Source organism: Pseudomonas cerasi, assembly GCF_027983475.1.
Taxonomy (GTDB): domain Bacteria; phylum Pseudomonadota; class Gammaproteobacteria; order Pseudomonadales; family Pseudomonadaceae; genus Aquipseudomonas; species Aquipseudomonas cerasi.
In genome coordinates this window covers 1,430,847-1,447,349 of the sequence record NZ_JAQJVM010000002.1, presented here as the reverse complement: position 1 = coordinate 1,447,349, position 16,503 = coordinate 1,430,847, and the positions used below count along the sequence as shown (strand labels likewise).

The window sequence follows — 16,503 nt, the reverse complement described above, 5'->3', positions numbered from 1 at the left end:
GAATGGGCGCATATTACCTCCTTTGCATGACACGACAAACAGGGCGTTTGCTGTCATTTCTGTCAGTAGACGTCCTATTCGCTTCGTCCTATGTTTCCTCCGGGGACTATACGAACGGAGGGCCATGACATGAGCGTCATTACGGTTACAGATGCGATCTTTCAACAGGAAGCTCTTGAAGCCAGCAAGACGAAGCCGGTCCTGGTCGAAATTTCTACCCGAGGTAACCGAATACCAGGCCAAGTCGGTAACATCAAAGGGCCGTCCGAAGGGGAGGCCCTTTTTTGGGTTCAAAACAGAAAGTACCGCTGCGCCATCGGCAGCACATCCGCGGGCTCGCACCACAGCAACACCCCGTCGGCCTTGACCTGATAGGTCTGCGGGTCGACTTCGATGTCCGGCAGGTAATCGTTGTGGATCAGGTCTTTCTTCTGCACGGTGCGGCAGCCTTTGACGACACCGATCTGCTTCTTCAGGCCCAGTGACTCCGGTACACCGGCATCGAAAGCTGCCTGGCTGATGAACGTCAGGCTGGTGGCGTGCAATGAGCTGCCGTAGCTGGCGAACATCGGGCGGTAATGAACCGGTTGCGGGGTCGGGATCGAAGCGTTGGCGTCGCCCATCAAGCTGGCGGCGATGGCGCCACCCTTGAGGATCAGGGTCGGTTTGACGCCAAAGAACGCTGGTCGCCATAGCACCAGGTCGGCCCACTTGCCGACTTCGATCGAGCCCACTTCATGGCTGATGCCGTGGGTGATCGCCGGGTTGATGGTGTATTTGGCGATGTAACGCTTGGCGCGGAAGTTGTCGTTGCCCGGACCATCCTGCGGCAGTGGGCCACGCTGTTTCTTCATCTTGTCGGCGGTTTGCCAAGTGCGCATGATCACTTCGCCAACCCGACCCATGGCCTGGCTGTCGGAACTGAGCATCGAAAAGGCGCCCAGGTCGTGAAGGATATCTTCGGCAGCGATGGTCTCGCGGCGGATGCGGCTTTCCGCGAAAGCCACGTCTTCGGCGATGCTCGGGTCCAGGTGATGGCAGACCATGAGCATGTCCAGGTGCTCGTCGATGGTGTTGCGGGTGAACGGACGCGTCGGGTTGGTCGAGCTCGGCAGCACGTTCGGTGAACCACAGGCCTTGATGATGTCCGGCGCGTGACCGCCACCGGCACCTTCGGTGTGATAGGTGTGAATCGTGCGGTTCTTGAACGCGGCCAGGGTGGTCTCGACAAAACCTGACTCGTTGAGGGTGTCGGTGTGGATCGCGACCTGCACGTCGTATTCGTCGGCCACGCTCAGGCAGTTGTCGATGGCCGCAGGTGTGGTGCCCCAGTCCTCGTGCAACTTCAGACCGATGGCCCCCGCCTTGACCTGCTCGATCAGCGGGCCGGGCAGGCTGACGTTGCCCTTGCCGGTGAAGCCGATGTTCATCGGGAACGAGTCCGAGGCCTGGAGCATGCGCGCCATGTGCCACGGGCCGGGCGTGACAGTGGTGGCATTGGTGCCCGTGGCCGGGCCGGTGCCGCCGCCGATCATGGTCGTCACGCCGCTCATCAGCGCCTCTTCGATCTGCTGCGGGCAGATGAAGTGGATGTGCGTGTCGACGCCACCCGCGGTAAGGATCATGCCTTCGCCGGCAATGACTTCGGTGGCGGCGCCGACCGCGATGGTCACGTCCGGCTGGATGTCCGGGTTGCCCGCCTTGCCAATGGCCGCGATACGCCCGTTCTTGATGCCGACGTCGGCCTTGACGATGCCCCAGTGATCGATGATCAGGGCATTGGTGATCAGCGTGTCGACTACGTCAGCGGCCAGCAACTGGCCTTGGCCCATGCCGTCACGAATGACCTTGCCACCGCCGAACTTCACTTCTTCGCCGTAGGTGGTGAAGTCCTTCTCGACCTCGATCCACAGCTCGGTGTCGGCCAGGCGAACCTTGTCGCCGACGGTGGGGCCGAACATGTCTGCGTAGGCTTGTCGGCTTATCTTCATCTTTCGTACCTCGGATTCAGAGCGGCAAGCTGCAGGCCGCAAACTGTAAGTTTTTCAAAGCGACCAGCGGCGAGCTGCAAGTCGTTAGTCGTCAAAGCTTTTGATCCTCGTGCCGAGTGCCCATCGTCATACACACGTCCCGATTGGATGCCTGTGTGACCGGTGCGGCGATCCGCATTGCTCACGAAGACGTTAGTCCGAACGCCCTGTTTCTGGAGGCTGTACCGGCCTCTTCGCGAACAAGTTCGCTCCTACGGCCTTCGGCCAGAATCAAAAGCAGACTTGTGTGTAACGATGAACGCGGAGCGTAGGAACGGTATTCAAAAAGCCTTCAATCCAGATCGCCCATCACCCGACCGGCAAACCCGTAAACCTTGCGCAAGCCGGCCAGGTCCACCAGCTCGACTTCGCGGGACTGGCCCGGCTCGAAGCGCACCGCGGTGCCGGCCGGAATGTTCAGGCGCATGCCCCGGCTGGCGGCGCGGTCGAAGGTCAGTGCGTCGTTGGTTTCGAAAAAGTGGAAATGCGAGCCCACCTGAATCGGCCGGTCGCCGCTGTTGGCGACGGTCAGGCTGAGGGTGCGGCGTCCGGCGTTGAGTTCGATGTCGCCGGGCTGGATCTGGTATTGACCAGGGATCATGTCGGTTGCCCCAAGGTTTTGAAATAAATGGCGGTGGGATGCAGGCGCCCGTCCGGTGTGGCGCAATAATCCGGCAGCTCACCGACACGGTGGTAGGCCAGCGCGCTGTAGAAGGCTTCAGCCGCCGAGCCTGCTTCGGTGTCCAGGTGCAACAGCCCACGTTTGTGTTTCACGGCCGCCTGTTCAACGGCCTCCATCAATTGCCTGCCCAAGCCACGCCCGCGCGCCGCAGGCAGCACCATCAGTTTCTGTACTTCGGCGCGGTTCAGGCCGTTGGGCTTCTGGCACAGCGACAGTTGCGCACTGGCCAGGACGTTCTCGTTCTCGACCACCACCCACAGCAGCAGAGAGCCAGCGGCGACATCGGCTCTGAGCCCGTCGCACCAGCCGTAGGCCTGCGCCATGTCGAGGTCGGCCATGAAACCGACCGACGCGCCATCATGAACCGTATCGAACAACAATTGCGCCAGACCCTGGCGGTAATGCGCGAAGCTTTCGGCGGTGACGCGGCGCAGCTGTGCTGGATTCATGGCGTGCTCTCTAAAGGGCGGAGGGGGCTTGCGAAGCCGGTGGCTGAGCACCGGGCGACAGGTCGAGCTGCATGAAGGTCAGGTCCAGCCAGCGGCCGAATTTGGTGCCGACCTGCGGCATTTGTCCGGTGGTCTTGAAACCCAGGCGATCATGCAGGGCGATGGACGCAGCGTTACCACTTTCGATCGCCGCGACCATCATGTGCTTGTCACAGGAACGGGCGCGCTCGATCAAGGCGGCCATCAGACGCGGGCCCAAGCGTTTGCCACGCTGGTCAGCGCGCACGTAAACCGAATGCTCGACCGTATGGCGAAAGCCTTCGAACGGCCGCCAGTCGCCAAACGACGAATAGCCGAGCACTTCGCCTGCGGTGTCGGTGGCCACCAGAATCGGATAACCCTGACTCTGGCGAGCGGCGTACCAGGCCTGGCGGTTGGCCAGATCAACCGGCTGCTCGTTCCAGATAGCCGTGGTATTGAGCACTGCGTCGTTGTAGATCTCCAGAATGCCCGGCAGATCGTCCGGCAGGGCATCGCGAATCACGTCCTGCATGATCACTCCTTCAGGCAATCGGCTGATGCACGGTGACGAGTTTGGTGCCGTCCGGAAAGGTGGCTTCCACCTGAATCTCCGGGATCATTTCCGCGATACCTTCCATGACCTGATCGCGGCTCAGCAGGGTCGTGCCGTAGTGCATGAGCTCAGCGACGGTCTGTCCGTCACGCGCACCTTCGAGCAGTGCCGCAGAGATGTAGGCCATGGCTTCCGGGTAATTGAGCTTCACACCGCGTGCCAGACGCCGTTCGGCGACCAGTCCGGCGGTGAAGATCAGCAGCTTGTCTTTTTCGCGTGGTGTCAGGTCCATGGGGCTTCCGTTTGTTCAAATTCGGTGGTTGATCGTTCCCAGGCTTGAGCCCTCATTGCTATGTATAAGTCTGTTTTGGGTTCTGGCCGAAGGCCGTGGGAGCGAACTTGTTCGCGAAGGGGCCGGTGTAGTCGCCGAAAATGCAGCGCCTAAAACATGGTCTTCGCGAACAAGTTCGCTCCCACGCCCTGCGGGCAGAAGCGCTAAAAGCCCCGATTTTCGGGCTTTTCAGGACTTATGTACCACGCTGAGTGCATCAGCGCCGAGGGTGTAGCCTGGAATGCAGAGCGTCCAGTCATCAATCAGGTGTTCCAGATTCTTGGCGTTACCGCCTCGCGTCCCAGCAGGGCAGGGCGCAGGTATTTCCAGATTTGTATCAGCCAGGCCCGCGCGTGTAATGCTTCGTCTGCCAGACAGCGAGCGACCAGCAGACCGGGCAATTGAGTCAGGTCGCCGCGTACCGGGTTGGGCATCGACAGCGAACGGCAGGCCTCGAGCAGCTCGCTGCTTACTTCGCCGGTCATCAGCAGGGTGGCGAACACCGTTCTGCCGTCCAGGCCGATGGGCGAGTCCAGCAGCCCGTCGCCACCGATAATGCGTTGTCGCTCATGCCAGAGCAATGTGCCGTCGCGACGTATATCCAGATGCGACTGAAAATGCCCGTGCTCGAACCGCTCGCCACTGGCCGGGCGGCCCAGCGCCACTACATCCCAGTAACACAGCTTCGCATCACCGTGCAGCTCTATCCGAGTGCTCAGTTCTGCCTGGGCATTGCTGAAGACGATGGTTTCCTGCGGCAGCCATTCCAGCGTCGCACCAGGCTGGACGTGCAGTTCCAGTTGCTGAAAGGCCGGGCTGGCGGCGCGATACCATTTGGCCGCGCCGGGGCTGGTCAACTGTGCCCAGGCATTGGCCCCCACGGTGGCCGAGATATCCAGCCGGTCACCCCCGGCGATACCGCCTGGTGGATGAACGATGATGTGCTGGCACACCTCCGGGCCTTCGGCGTACAGATGCTTTTGCACCCGCAGCGGTCCTTTGTGGCGCCGCTGCGTCGGGCGTGTGCTGTCATCGAAACGGCCGTAACCCAATTCCAGCTCGGCGTGCCAGCTGGGGGTGAAGAGGGCGGTGTTGGCAGGCAGGTTCATGGTGTCTTCATTGGCTTGTCGAATGCTGCACGATAACGGATTGGCGCATCAAATAGTGACCAGACCACGAACGCCGTCGGTCTCCATGTTCTCGCCACGGCCCTGCTGGACGATCTCGCCCCGCGACATCACCAGGTACTGATCGGCCAGCTCCGCGGCGAAGTCGTAGAACTGCTCGACCAGCAGAATCGCCATGTCGCCACGCTCGGCGAGCTTTTTGATGACGGCGCCGATTTCCTTGATCACCGAGGGCTGAATACCTTCGGTGGGCTCGTCGAGAATCAGCAGGCGTGGACGGCTCGCCAATGCCCGGCCTATGGCCAGTTGCTGCTGCTGACCACCGGACAGATCGCCGCCGCGGCGGTGCTTCATTTGCAGCAGCACCGGGAACAGCTCGTAGATGAAGGCCGGCACTTCCTTGGCCTCGGAGCCCGGAAAACGGGACAGGCCCATGAGCAGATTTTCCTCGACCGTAAGCCGACCGAATATTTCCCGGCCCTGCGGCACGTAAGCGATCCCGGCATGTACCCGTTGATGCGTCTTGAACTGGGTGATGGTCTTGCCTTCCCATTGCACCGAACCTTCCTTGGATGGCAGCAGGCCCATCAGCACGCGCAAGAGCGTGGTCTTGCCCACGCCGTTGCGGCCCAGCAGGCAGGTGACTTCACCGACCTTCACATCGAACGACAGACCGCGAAGAATGTGGCTGCCGCCGTAATACTGATGAAGCTTTTCGACCTGGAGCATGGTGGGTGTTCTCGTCTATTGCAGCGTAATCGCAGTGTTGCGACGCGGGGCGTCTGGACAGGTATTCCCGCGCAGCGCGCCGGAACGATCGGTTCGTTGCGTCAGCGTCCCAAATACACTTCGATCACGCGTTCATCGGCCTGTACGTCGTTCAGCGAGCCTTCAGCCAGTACGCTGCCCTGGTGCAGCACGGTGACATGGTCGGCAATCGAGCCGACGAAACCCATGTCGTGCTCAACCACCATCAGCGAGTGCTTGCCGGCGAGGCTCTTGAACAGCTCGGCGGTAAATTCGGTTTCGGCATCGGTCATGCCCGCCACCGGCTCGTCGAGCAGGAGTAATTGCGGGTCCTGCACCAGCAGCATGCCAATCTCCAGAAACTGCTTCTGGCCGTGGGACAGCAAGCCTGCAGGGCGCTGCATCGAGCTGGTCAGGCGGATCGTTTCCAGCACCTCACCGATCCGGTCCTGTTGTTCGCCGCTCAACCGCGCACGCAAACTGGCCCACACCGATTTGTCGGTCTTCTGCGCCAGCTCAAGGTTTTCGAACACGCTCAAGGCCTCGAATACTGTGGGTTTCTGGAACTTGCGGCCGATGCCGGCCTGGGCAATCTGCACTTCGGTCATCTGCGTCAGGTCCAGCGTTTCACCGAACCATGCCTTGCCGTGGCTGGGCCGGGTCTTGCCGGTGATGACGTCCATCAGCGTGGTCTTGCCCGCGCCGTTGGGGCCGATGATGCAGCGCAGTTCGCCTACGCCGATGTACAGATTCAGATCGTTCAGGGCCTTGAAGCCGTCGAAGCTGACGCTGATGTCTTCCAGCGTCAGGATCGTACCGTGGCGAGTGTTGAGGCCTTTGCCGGCGCTTTTGCCGAGCCCCACTGCGTCGCGGCTGGTGCCGGCATCGGAGTTTGGCGCCAGGATCGGTTCCAGCATGAAAGACGGGGTCGGAGTGGTTTTCATTGCTCGCTCCTTTTCTTCAGCATGCCGATCACGCCCTTGGGCAGATACAGCGTGACGATGATGAACAGCGCGCCAAGAAAGAACAGCCAGTATTCCGGGAAGGCCATGGTGAACCAGCTCTTCATGCCGTTCACCAGACCTGCGCCCAGCAGCGGGCCGATCAGCGTGCCGCGGCCACCCAGGGCAACCCAGACAGCGGCTTCAATGGAGTTGGTCGGCGACATTTCGCTGGGGTTGATAATGCCGACCTGCGGCACATACAAGGCCCCAGCCAGACCGCACAGCACAGCGCTCAGGACCCAGACGAACAGTTTGAAGCCGCGCGGATCGTAACCGCAGAACATCAGGCGGTTTTCCGCATCGCGCAGTGCCGTCAGCACGCGGCCGAACTTGCTCTGCGCCAGGCGCCAGCCGATGTACAGACTGGCCACCAGCAATGCGACCGTGGCCAGAAACAGCGCGGCTCTGGTCCCTTGTGAACTGATGCTGAAGCCCAGAATGCTGCGGAAGTTGGTGAAGCCGTTGTTGCCGCCAAAGCCGGTCTCGTTGCGAAAGAACAGCAGCATGCCGGCGAAGGTCAGCGCCTGGGTCATGATCGAAAAGTACACGCCCTTGATCCGCGAGCGGAAGGCGAAGAAGCCGAATACCAGCGCCAGCAGTCCCGGTGCCAATACCACCAGGCACATCGCCCAGAGGAAATGGTCGGTGCCCGCCCAGTACCACGGCAGCTCGGTCCACGACAGGAAGGTCATGAACGCAGGCAAACCGTCGCCTGCGGCCTCGCGCATCAGATACATGCCCATGGCATAACCGCCCAGGGCGAAGAACAGGCCGTGACCCAGCGACAGTAGCCCGGCGTAGCCCCAGACCAGATCCAGCGCCAGCGCGACAATGGCGTAGCAGAGGATCTTGCCCACCAGGGTCAGGGTGTAGGCCGAGACCTGAAAGCCGTTATCGGCAGGCAGCAACGACAGCAGCGGCAGTGCCAGCAGCACCACCAGTATTACGCAGCCTGCAGTCAGCGTGCCTCTTGGCCCGACTTTTTGCGCGGCAGTTACTATCAATGGCTGGCTCATCAGTCGATCACCCGTCCTTTCAGTGCGAAAAGGCCTTGCGGACGTTTCTGGATAAACAGAATGATCAGCGCCAGAATCAGGATCTTGCCCAATACAGCGCCGATTTGCGGTTCTAGAATCTTGTTGGCGATGCCCAGCCCGAAGGCCGCCATCACGCTGCCGGCCAGTTGCCCGACGCCACCGAGCACGACCACCAGGAACGAATCGATGATGTAGCTTTGCCCAAGATCAGGGCCCACGTTGCCGATCTGGCTCAGGGCAACACCCCCCAGACCAGCGATACCTGAGCCCAGACCGAAGGCCATCATGTCGATGCGCCCGGTCGGTACGCCACAGCAGGCGGCCATGTTGCGGTTCTGGGTGACGGCGCGCACGTTCAGGCCCAGACGGGTCTTGTTCAGCAGCAGCCAGGTCAGTACCACCACGAACAGCGCGAAGGCGATGATCACGATGCGGTTGTAAGGCAGCACCAGATTAGGCAGCACCTGGATGCCACCCGACAGCCATTGCGGGTTGGCGACTTCAACGTTCTGCGCGCCGAAGGCAAGACGCACGGCCTGAATCAGCATCAGACTGATGCCCCAAGTTGCAAGCAGCGTTTCCAGCGGGCGGCCATACAGGTGACGAATGACCGTACGTTCCAGAGCCATGCCGATCGCGGCGGTGACAAAGAACGCCACTGGCAGCGCGATCAGCGGGTAGTACTCGATGGCCCCCGGTGCATAGCGCTGCAGCATCAGTTGCACAACGTAGGTGGAGTAGGCTCCCAGCATCAGCATCTCGCCATGGGCCATGTTGATCACACCCAGCAGGCCGAAGGTGATCGCCAGACCCAGCGCCGCCAGCAACAGGATCGAGCCCAGCGACATGCCGCTGAACGCCTGACCGAGGATTTCACCGATCATCAGCTTGCGCTTGACCTGCGCCAGGCTGGTTTCAGCCGCCACGCGTACCGAAGCGTCGGTTTCCACGCCGGGTGCCAGCAATGATTCAAGACGGGTACGCGCCAGCGGATCACCTGTTTCGCCCAGCAGCCGCACGGCAGCCAGACGTACTGTCGGGCTGGAATCGACCATTTGCAGGTTGGCCAGCGCCAGGGTCAGCGCGCTTTTGACGCTTGAGTCGGATTCGCTGGCCACGCGTTCGGTCAGCAACTCGAGTTGTGCAGGGCGCGCGCTTTTTTGCAATTGCAGGGCCGCGGCCATGCGCAGTTGTGTGTCGGCTGCCAGCAACTGATGGCTGGCCAGCGCCGTTTCAACCAGGCCACGCAGCCGGTTGTTCAAGCGCAATTTACGCGGTTCGTCAGGCGTTGGAGCATCGGCGGCGGCAGGAGCCTGTGCATCGACGGCCACGTATTGATCGTTGTTTTCGATCCAGGCGCGCTTGCTGCTGTCAGCACCTACACGGCCATCGCGCAAGGCTTCAAGCAGCTCGACGCGTTCCGGCACAGGCTTGGCGGCCCAGGCCTCCAGCAGCTCTGCCTGTTGCGAAGAACTGGCTGCGACAAAGTCACTGGCATCACCGGCCTGGGCAGCCAAAGGCAGCAGCAGGCTGATGGTGAGGATCAAACGGTAGAAATAAGAAGGCATATCAATATGGCCTTGGTCTGTTATGGCGTTCCACTAGACATTTGTGGCTGTTCGCCCTGACGCTGCTCGTTCCTCACGCTCTGCGTGGGAATGCCTTTCGTGACGCTCTGCGTCAACCATGCACCGAGCCGCGCGCTCAGGATCGGACGCGGAGCGTCCAGAACTGCGTTCCCACGCTGGAGCGTGGGAACGATCAGGCTGTGTTGATAGGGGGTCAGTTGCTCTTCGCCGGGGCGTCCGGCTTCTTGTCGTTACCAGGGATGTACGGGCTCCAAGGCTGGGCGCGGATCGGCTCTTTGGTCTGCCATACAACGTTGAACTGACCGTCGTCCTGGATTTCGCCGATCATCACTGGCTTGTGCAAGTGATGGTTGGTCTTGTCCATGGTCAGAGTAAAGCCCGACGGCGCGGCGAACGTCTGTCCGGCCATGGCTTCACGGACCTTGTCCACGTCGGTGGATTTGGCTTTCTCGACCGCCTGCGCCCACATGTGAATGCCGACATACGTGGCTTCCATCGGGTCGTTGGTCACGGCCTTGTCAGCGCCTGGCAGGTTTTTCTTTTTGGCGTAGGCCTTCCAGTCAGCCACGAACTTCTTGTTGACCGGGTTTTCCACCGACTGGAAGTAGTTCCAGGCGGCCAGATGGCCTACCAGTGGCTTGGTGTCGATGCCGCGCAGTTCTTCTTCGCCCACCGAGAAGGCCACAACCGGCACGTCGGTAGCGTTCAGGCCCTGGTTGGCCAGTTCCTTGTAAAACGGCACGTTGGAGTCGCCGTTGACGGTGGAGATAACGGCCGTCTTGCCACCGGCGGAGAACTTCTTGATGTTGGCCACGATGGTTTGATAATCGGAGTGACCGAACGGGGTGTAGACCTCTTCGATATCGGTATCTTTCACGCCTTTGGAATGCAGGAAGGCGCGCAGAATCTTGTTGGTGGTGCGCGGGTAGACGTAGTCGGTGCCAAGCAGGAAGAAGCGCTTGGCCGAGCCGCCATCTTCACTCATGACATATTCGACGGCAGGGATGGCCTGCTGGTTAGGCGCAGCACCGGTGTAGAAAACATTGGGCGACATCTCTTCGCCTTCGTACTGCACCGGGTAGAACAGCAGCCCGTTGAGTTCTTCGAAGACCGGCAGCACCGATTTGCGCGACACCGATGTCCAGCAGCCGAATACCACGGCTACTTTATCCTGGGTCAGCAACTGACGGCCTTTTTCCGCGAACAGCGGCCAGTTGGACGCCGGGTCGACGACGACCGGCTCCAGCATCTTGCCGTTGACGCCGCCTTTGGCGTTGATCTCGTCGATGGTCATCAAGGCCATGTCCTTGAGCGATGTCTCGGAGATGGCCATGGTGCCGGACAACGAATGCAGAATGCCGACCTTGATGGTCTCGGCTGCCTGAACGGTCCAGGTCAGCCCCATGGCGGCGATGGATGCGGACAGGGTAAAGGCTTTGATCAGGCTGCGACGCTTCATTGACTGGCTCCCTTAGTACATTGTTTTGAGGTTTGGCGGCGGTGCATTTTTTGCTCTTTCAGGCTTTAGCAAGGTCTGGGCCAATGCAGAAACGTCGCAAAATGGAACGAATGTGTCGCGGTTCGGGGAAGATGTGCACCAAGGTGGAACCCGGCCTTGTCCCGCGTGCGCTCCGGGCTCTGCAATGGTGCAAGGCTGCTTTGCAGGAGCGCCGGCCAGTAACGACCGGCTTCCCGGATCAGCCGCGTGCGGGTTTCAGACCCAGAGTTCCTGTTCCCCGGTATAGAGATCGTAGGTCTGATCAACCAGTTGTTCGGGCGCATCGAACCAGGCAAACAGCTGTCCGTTGACCCGCTTGGTCGCACCCAGTTGCACGTATGTCCCCGGCGCAATGGCCACGTGATCACCAAGAAAGCCGGTGAACATGTTCTTCTTGGGCACAGCCGGTGCAAAGATGAAGAACACCGGGTGGTTTTCGGCATTGGCGTTGCGATTCACGAACCCGTCCTGGCTCCATCTGGAGGCGTTGGCTCGCGACATCGATGCAGACTGCACGCCATTGTCGGTAAACACTGCACCCACTTCGCGCTCAAGGCATGCCACCCCGTCGCTGGACACATAGGTGGCGCGAAATGCAGTGCCTTCCCACGCCTTGAGCTTATGGAACTGACGCAGAAACCTGCGCGTGGTGGCATTGCGTACGCCGCTTCGCAGCAGCGGGTTGATCTCCGTTGAACCGCCTTCCACGTAGGTGGTTATTTCGGAAAATTTTTCTGCGTTGGATGTATGGGCCAGCGTCAGGTAGTCGGTCTCGAACTTCAGGCGTTCGATGCTACTTGCTTCCTCCAGAGACGCCGGCCAGAGAGTTGTCAGGCTGGTCAGCCGCGCCTCGGCACTGCGGATTGCCGATTGACTCATGCGCGGGATCTGTTTGCCCACGATTTTCCAGACGCCGGTCGTGCTGCGAAGAGCAAACTCCTGCCCGTGCACCAGTTGTGTGGCATCCATCGGGTTTACCCGATAAAGGCGCGAGTGGCCGAACACGTTAGCCCGCCGGCTTATGAAGCAGGTCTGGCCCTCTACCTCAATGGCGACGAAGCTTTTGGGGTCCATGGCAGTGATCAATTTCGAGCCTGCGAAACGCGGCGCCTTTGAGTGCGAAAGGAGGTAGCCGATCTGCGCCTGACCATCACGACCGACTCTGCGTACGAGGTGCGGACGTCTCACCATTTTTGCGGCGCTTCCTGCCGGCTTCAAGGCCAGCGCCAAGTGGCCGACCAAGGCAATGGCAAGATAGCTGAGGGCGCTCAGAAACTCCTCGGCGGCGCCTTCCAGGTCGTTTTCATCGATTTTCGAAAAAGCGCTCCAGGTTTTGTAAAGGCCAGCGCCCAGCGCGACAGGCATCATGATCGCGCCAGGCAGAAACAGAATCGCAATGCTCGCGATCAGATCGAAGCCCAGACCCGATTGCCCTGTACCGGTGGTCAGACTCATCTGCCGTTTGGCTTCGTTGATCAGAAGGTTGATCTTGGTCTCGTGATTTTCCTCGTAAATGTCTTTGCTCTGGCTGACAAACACGACGGGGCGCAGCAGCCTTGACGGGATCGGTAGCAGCGTCAGTTGGGTAAATACTTCGGGTGGACGCCAATGCTTCGCTTCCTTTTCGTACTGCATGGCATGCAGCGTCTCAAGACGCCTGGAAACCGGTATTTGCTGAATCAGATACTGCTGGAAGGGTGCCTCTTCCAGAAAGCTGGTGGTCAGGTGATACATGCTGTTGAACCAGCGGAAAACGACACCGTCGGCAGCATCCAGCGTGCACAGCACCAGTGGCCCCTTCTCGAATTTTCCGGCTGGAGCAATCAGCATCACGTTGGTCATCTTGAGTTGGTTGACGCTGAAAAAACGGACTTCAATGGCTTGCTTGTTGATGGTTCGACGTCCTTGGAGTCCTGGCGAATCCAGCACAGCCTTGATCCACTCGCGGCCGGTGGGTGCAAAAGCCTGTTGTTCGATCTCCAGCAGCGCCATCTTCATCTGAGCTCGCAACATGGCTTTTTCTGACCGCTTGAGCTGCTGTGCATACGCCGAGGTTTTCAGGTGCAGGTCAAGGTAATTACTGAGGTATTGGGGATCTTCCAGCGTGGTAATCAGCTCTGTTACGGCCTGCTTGTCTAAGTGCGCAAGGTAGACGCCTTCGGCGTCGACAGCGCGTAGAAGCACGGCATCCTTGGCCTTGGTGTGCAGGGCTTGGGTATGTGCCAGTTGTCTGAGTGAAACGTTCTCGGTGTTGATTTCTGGCAATACAGGCGCGCCGGGAATATCGAGCACTTCGATGCCCGTCCTGTAGGTCAGTGAAATATTGATCTGTTGCGCTGTTGCCGTGATGGATAGCCGGTTCAGCAGTTGAGCCAGTTGCTTGTCGATATAGCGCGTCGGGTAGGTGCGGCTGTCATTTTCTGCCTGGCCGAAGTGCTCCTTGCTGGCTTTGCGCATGTTCACCACCAATTCGCCAAACCGCTTTGCCTGGCGATGCCATGCATGACGCTGCGTCAGCGTCATGGTTTTCCACCAATCGGGCATTCGGCTTTGCACCAGATCGCTGTCGAATCCGTCGAGTCGCCAGTGGTTGTCGAAGTAAATCCTGGGTTTCAGCAAACTCGCTATCGTTTGCTCGAAACAGACCGCGTCCATCTTCTGAGCGCGGGCCAGCTGTACAGCCTGAGCGAAGACCGACTGCTGCGCGACAACCTGCCGGGCAAGCAGCAGGCTGAGAAAGTTGCCGTCCATCAGGGTGTATTGCCATTGCAGGACAGGGGTGGGTTTGGTGGGGCTTGCCTCCCCGGCGGTGACGCTGTCGCCCAAGCGTCCTCGGTACTCGGGTTCAGTCACTCGCTGAACAAGCGCGTGGTTCAACTGTTGCAATGAGGCAAATGCTTCCAGCCCGTCATGGGGCGTAAACAGAAGTACATCTTCCAGCTCTTCCTGCTCTTCCAGGTCTGGCTGGACCGGCGCATCACGAAGACGCCGGGCAATGGCAAACGCACCGTAAAGCGACAGCGAGGGGCCGTCGCCGTCTTGTGCCGACAGGCTGTAAACACTGTGCGGCTGCAAGTCTGCGAGACCCGCGGTCGCATCTGTGGCACAGGGCCCAAGGGTGGCCGAAAGCAGGCTGTAGTGCCCGGTCGTCATCTTTCCCAGGGCGATCAGCACCGCACATTCGGATGTCAGGCACTCGATCTGCTCTGCGACAAACTGGCTGCTCCGGGTTTCGCCATCAAGCGTCGCAGTGCTCCAGTAGTCTGCAAGATTTCGTGTGTAGCACTGCTCAAGTTGCTCGCTGACCTGGGTGAAGAACGTTACAGTCGCTGCCCGCCCCAGCGGCTGAATGGCAGGTGGCTTGACGTCAGGCTGCTGTGTGTCAGGCGTTGGAGAAGGCGTGTCGAGAGGCGGGTGGAGAGCGACTACATCATTGTCGATCCATTGCAAATAGCCGGTGAAGTATTCGATCAGGCCAGGGATCAGTGGAACCCTGTGTATGTTGCTCCCGTGGTCGAATCCGACCTCGTTGTCACGGTAAGTCAGCCAGGTCGTCTCGACATCCAGCTCGGGTTTGAGGGGATGCAGCAGGGTACGGGCCAGTTCTTGGGTCGTCTTGCTGAAGTCGGGTGGATAGGTATCGCTGGCAAGCGAGGCGTTTAGAGCCTGGGTTGATGCGGTGAGCGGTAAGGTCATGGTGCCGATTCGTCTGCGTGATGGATGATCCGCTCGAGGTGTTGGCCGGGCGGTTCATTTCATATAGTCAGGGTTAAAGGCACGCGGGTATCGGCCAGCGCAGTGAGAGGACTGCAGCATCGGCTCTCTGATAGGTAGGAAGTCTCGGAAACGCGCGAGATTGAGGTAAGGACGGGGCCTGAAACCGGGTATGAGGAGGAATTCATCACAACGCCACTCAATGGTTTCAGGCCCCGCAGAGAGCAATCTAAGCTGTTGTCGCTGTTTTGGCAAAGCGCGAAAGCACTATTCGATCAAGCGCCCGGACAACCAGCATCGGTCCTGGGTGTCAGGGATACCACCGCGATAGGATCGATGAAGGCATTCAGCTCCCGGCCCTGCTCGTTGGGAGTTACTCAGTGCTGGTGTTCCGAAGCCTGTTTTTGTACCACGACCTGCACCTCGACATCCCCCGCCTTTTCAAAATGCAGGGTCATCGGGAAGCGTTGGCCGACCACCAGCTTCGAGCGGTCCTTGATGTCCAGCAGCATCACGTGCCAGGCCATGGGGGCGAAAGCCACCTTCGCGCCAGCCGGTATGTCGACCGCCTGAACGTGCTGCATCTTCATCAGCCCGTCGACATGTACATGCTCATGCAACTGCGCCTGCCCGGCGATGGGTGTGTCGACGCTAATCAAACGGTCGGCGCTGTCACCCTTGTTCTCGATAGTGAAATACGCTGCCACCGTCGGTGCGTTGGGCGGTAGCTCCATTGACCACGGATGGCCAATCAGCAACGGCCCTGCCTTGTACTCATGGGCGTGGACGAGGCTGGCTGGCAGCAGCAGTGCGGCCAGCAGCAGTGCTTTTTTGAGCATGGGGGGCTCCGCAGGATTCGATGAAGGGGTGAAAGGTAGCTTAAATGGAAATCCGAAACACCTGGGTAAACCTTTGAGCGCCGCTGAGTGAGCCTGTTTCGTAAAGTCGTTCCCCGGCATGCAGTCATAAGGGGATCGGGATGTATGAAAGGGCACAGTCACATCGTTTGCGTTTGGGGCGATGCTCCAGTGCAGGCCAAATGTATTGGGTCACCGCAAAAACATTCCAGAGAAATCCTGTCTTTTCCGATTGGCGCATGGGCCGTCTGCTGGTTGATGAACTTCGACACGTTCAGGAGCAGCAACTGGCTGATTCATTAGCCTGGGTGGTAATGCCCGACCATATTCACTGGCTGCTGCAGTTGAATAGTCATTCATTATCCAGAGTTGTGCAGCGCGTGAAATCGAAAAGCGCGATCGCCATAAACAGAGCCAGAGGCTGCAGTGGACCTTTTTGGCAAAGCGGATTCCACGACGTCAGCATCCGCACTGAAGAAAGCCTTTTGGGTTTTGCCCGTTATATTGTGGCCAATCCGGTTCGAGCCAACCTGGTCAAAAGCGTGCGCGATTATCCCCTATGGGACGCAATCTGGTTGTGAAAAACCGGCCTCTTCGTGAGCAAGCTCACTCCCACGGGGCCGAGGTGTGTTCTGCAGCATCGCTGATCCTGTGGGAGCGAGCTTGCTCGCGAAGGCGTATTAACGGATCACAGATTTCCAGCGGCTGCACCGGCCTCTTCGTGAGCAAGCTCACTCCCACGGGTCCGAGGTGTGTTCTGCAGCATCACTGATCCTGTGGGAGCGAGCTTGCTCGCGAAGGCGTATTAACGGATCACAGATTTCCAGCGGCTCCCCCGGCCTCTTCGTGAGCAAGCTCACTCCC

14 protein-coding genes are annotated in these 16,503 nt (G+C 59.7%); 1 reads left to right on the top strand and 13 read right to left on the bottom strand.

What is annotated here, in order from left to right:
• Positions 1 to 290: 290 nt before the first annotated feature.
• From ureC to PI739_RS15590, 13 genes are all read right to left on the bottom strand, one after another.
• Positions 291 to 1,991, bottom strand: coding sequence for an urease subunit alpha (gene ureC / locus PI739_RS15650; RefSeq protein WP_003368889.1), 1,701 nt, complete (start codon positions 1,989 to 1,991; stop codon positions 291 to 293).
• 331 nt (positions 1,992 to 2,322) lie between these two features.
• Positions 2,323 to 2,631, bottom strand: coding sequence for an urease subunit beta (locus PI739_RS15645; RefSeq protein ID WP_002555403.1), 309 nt, complete (start codon positions 2,629 to 2,631; stop codon positions 2,323 to 2,325).
• Positions 2,628 to 3,161 (bottom strand): GNAT family N-acetyltransferase, encoded by a 534-nt coding sequence (locus PI739_RS15640; RefSeq protein WP_003431756.1) that lies wholly within the window; start codon positions 3,159 to 3,161, stop codon positions 2,628 to 2,630. Before PI739_RS15640 ends, PI739_RS15645 begins: the two co-directional genes overlap by 4 nt.
• A gap of 10 nt (positions 3,162 to 3,171) precedes the next feature.
• A complete protein-coding gene (locus PI739_RS15635) occupies positions 3,172 to 3,714 on the bottom strand; it encodes a GNAT family N-acetyltransferase (protein ID WP_248670930.1) in 543 nt (180 codons plus the stop codon).
• Between the two features lie 10 nt (positions 3,715 to 3,724).
• Entirely contained in the window at positions 3,725 to 4,027 is a 303-nt protein-coding gene (ureA, locus tag PI739_RS15630) for an urease subunit gamma (protein ID WP_003317023.1), read from the bottom strand.
• 302 nt (positions 4,028 to 4,329) lie between these two features.
• On the bottom strand, positions 4,330 to 5,175 hold the full coding sequence (locus tag PI739_RS15625) for an urease accessory protein UreD (protein WP_003431754.1): 846 nt from the start codon (positions 5,173 to 5,175) through the stop codon (positions 4,330 to 4,332).
• A gap of 48 nt (positions 5,176 to 5,223) precedes the next feature.
• Positions 5,224 to 5,922: an urea ABC transporter ATP-binding subunit UrtE gene (gene urtE / locus PI739_RS15620; protein ID WP_003368879.1), complete on the bottom strand. Its 699-nt coding sequence runs from the start codon at positions 5,920 to 5,922 to the stop codon at positions 5,224 to 5,226.
• Between the two features lie 101 nt (positions 5,923 to 6,023).
• Positions 6,024 to 6,884 (bottom strand): urea ABC transporter ATP-binding protein UrtD, encoded by an 861-nt coding sequence (gene urtD / locus PI739_RS15615; RefSeq protein WP_003368877.1) that lies wholly within the window; start codon positions 6,882 to 6,884, stop codon positions 6,024 to 6,026.
• Positions 6,881 to 7,960 (bottom strand): urea ABC transporter permease subunit UrtC, encoded by a 1,080-nt coding sequence (gene urtC, locus PI739_RS15610; RefSeq protein WP_058397066.1) that lies wholly within the window; start codon positions 7,958 to 7,960, stop codon positions 6,881 to 6,883. Before urtC ends, urtD begins: the two co-directional genes overlap by 4 nt.
• Positions 7,960 to 9,549, bottom strand: coding sequence for an urea ABC transporter permease subunit UrtB (gene urtB, locus PI739_RS15605; RefSeq protein WP_003368874.1), 1,590 nt, complete (start codon positions 9,547 to 9,549; stop codon positions 7,960 to 7,962). Before urtB ends, urtC begins: the two co-directional genes overlap by 1 nt.
• Positions 9,550 to 9,763: 214 nt before the next feature.
• On the bottom strand, positions 9,764 to 11,029 hold the full coding sequence (gene urtA / locus PI739_RS15600) for an urea ABC transporter substrate-binding protein (RefSeq protein WP_058397068.1): 1,266 nt from the start codon (positions 11,027 to 11,029) through the stop codon (positions 9,764 to 9,766).
• A gap of 255 nt (positions 11,030 to 11,284) precedes the next feature.
• Positions 11,285 to 14,764, bottom strand: a complete 3,480-nt coding sequence (locus PI739_RS15595; protein ID WP_054081939.1) for a dermonecrotic toxin domain-containing protein — start codon at positions 14,762 to 14,764, stop codon at positions 11,285 to 11,287.
• Positions 14,765 to 15,159: 395 nt separating this feature from the next.
• The gene (locus tag PI739_RS15590; protein ID WP_003368869.1) at positions 15,160 to 15,621 is read right to left on the bottom strand and encodes a copper chaperone PCu(A)C; all 462 of its coding nucleotides are present in this window, start codon (positions 15,619 to 15,621) and stop codon (positions 15,160 to 15,162) included.
• A 140-nt stretch (positions 15,622 to 15,761) separates the two neighbouring features.
• On the opposite strand from PI739_RS15590, the gene PI739_RS15585 reads away from it, so the two are divergent.
• A complete protein-coding gene (locus PI739_RS15585; RefSeq protein WP_080377406.1) occupies positions 15,762 to 16,220 on the top strand; it encodes an REP-associated tyrosine transposase in 459 nt (152 codons plus the stop codon).
• The last annotated feature ends 283 nt before the right edge of the window (positions 16,221 to 16,503 follow it).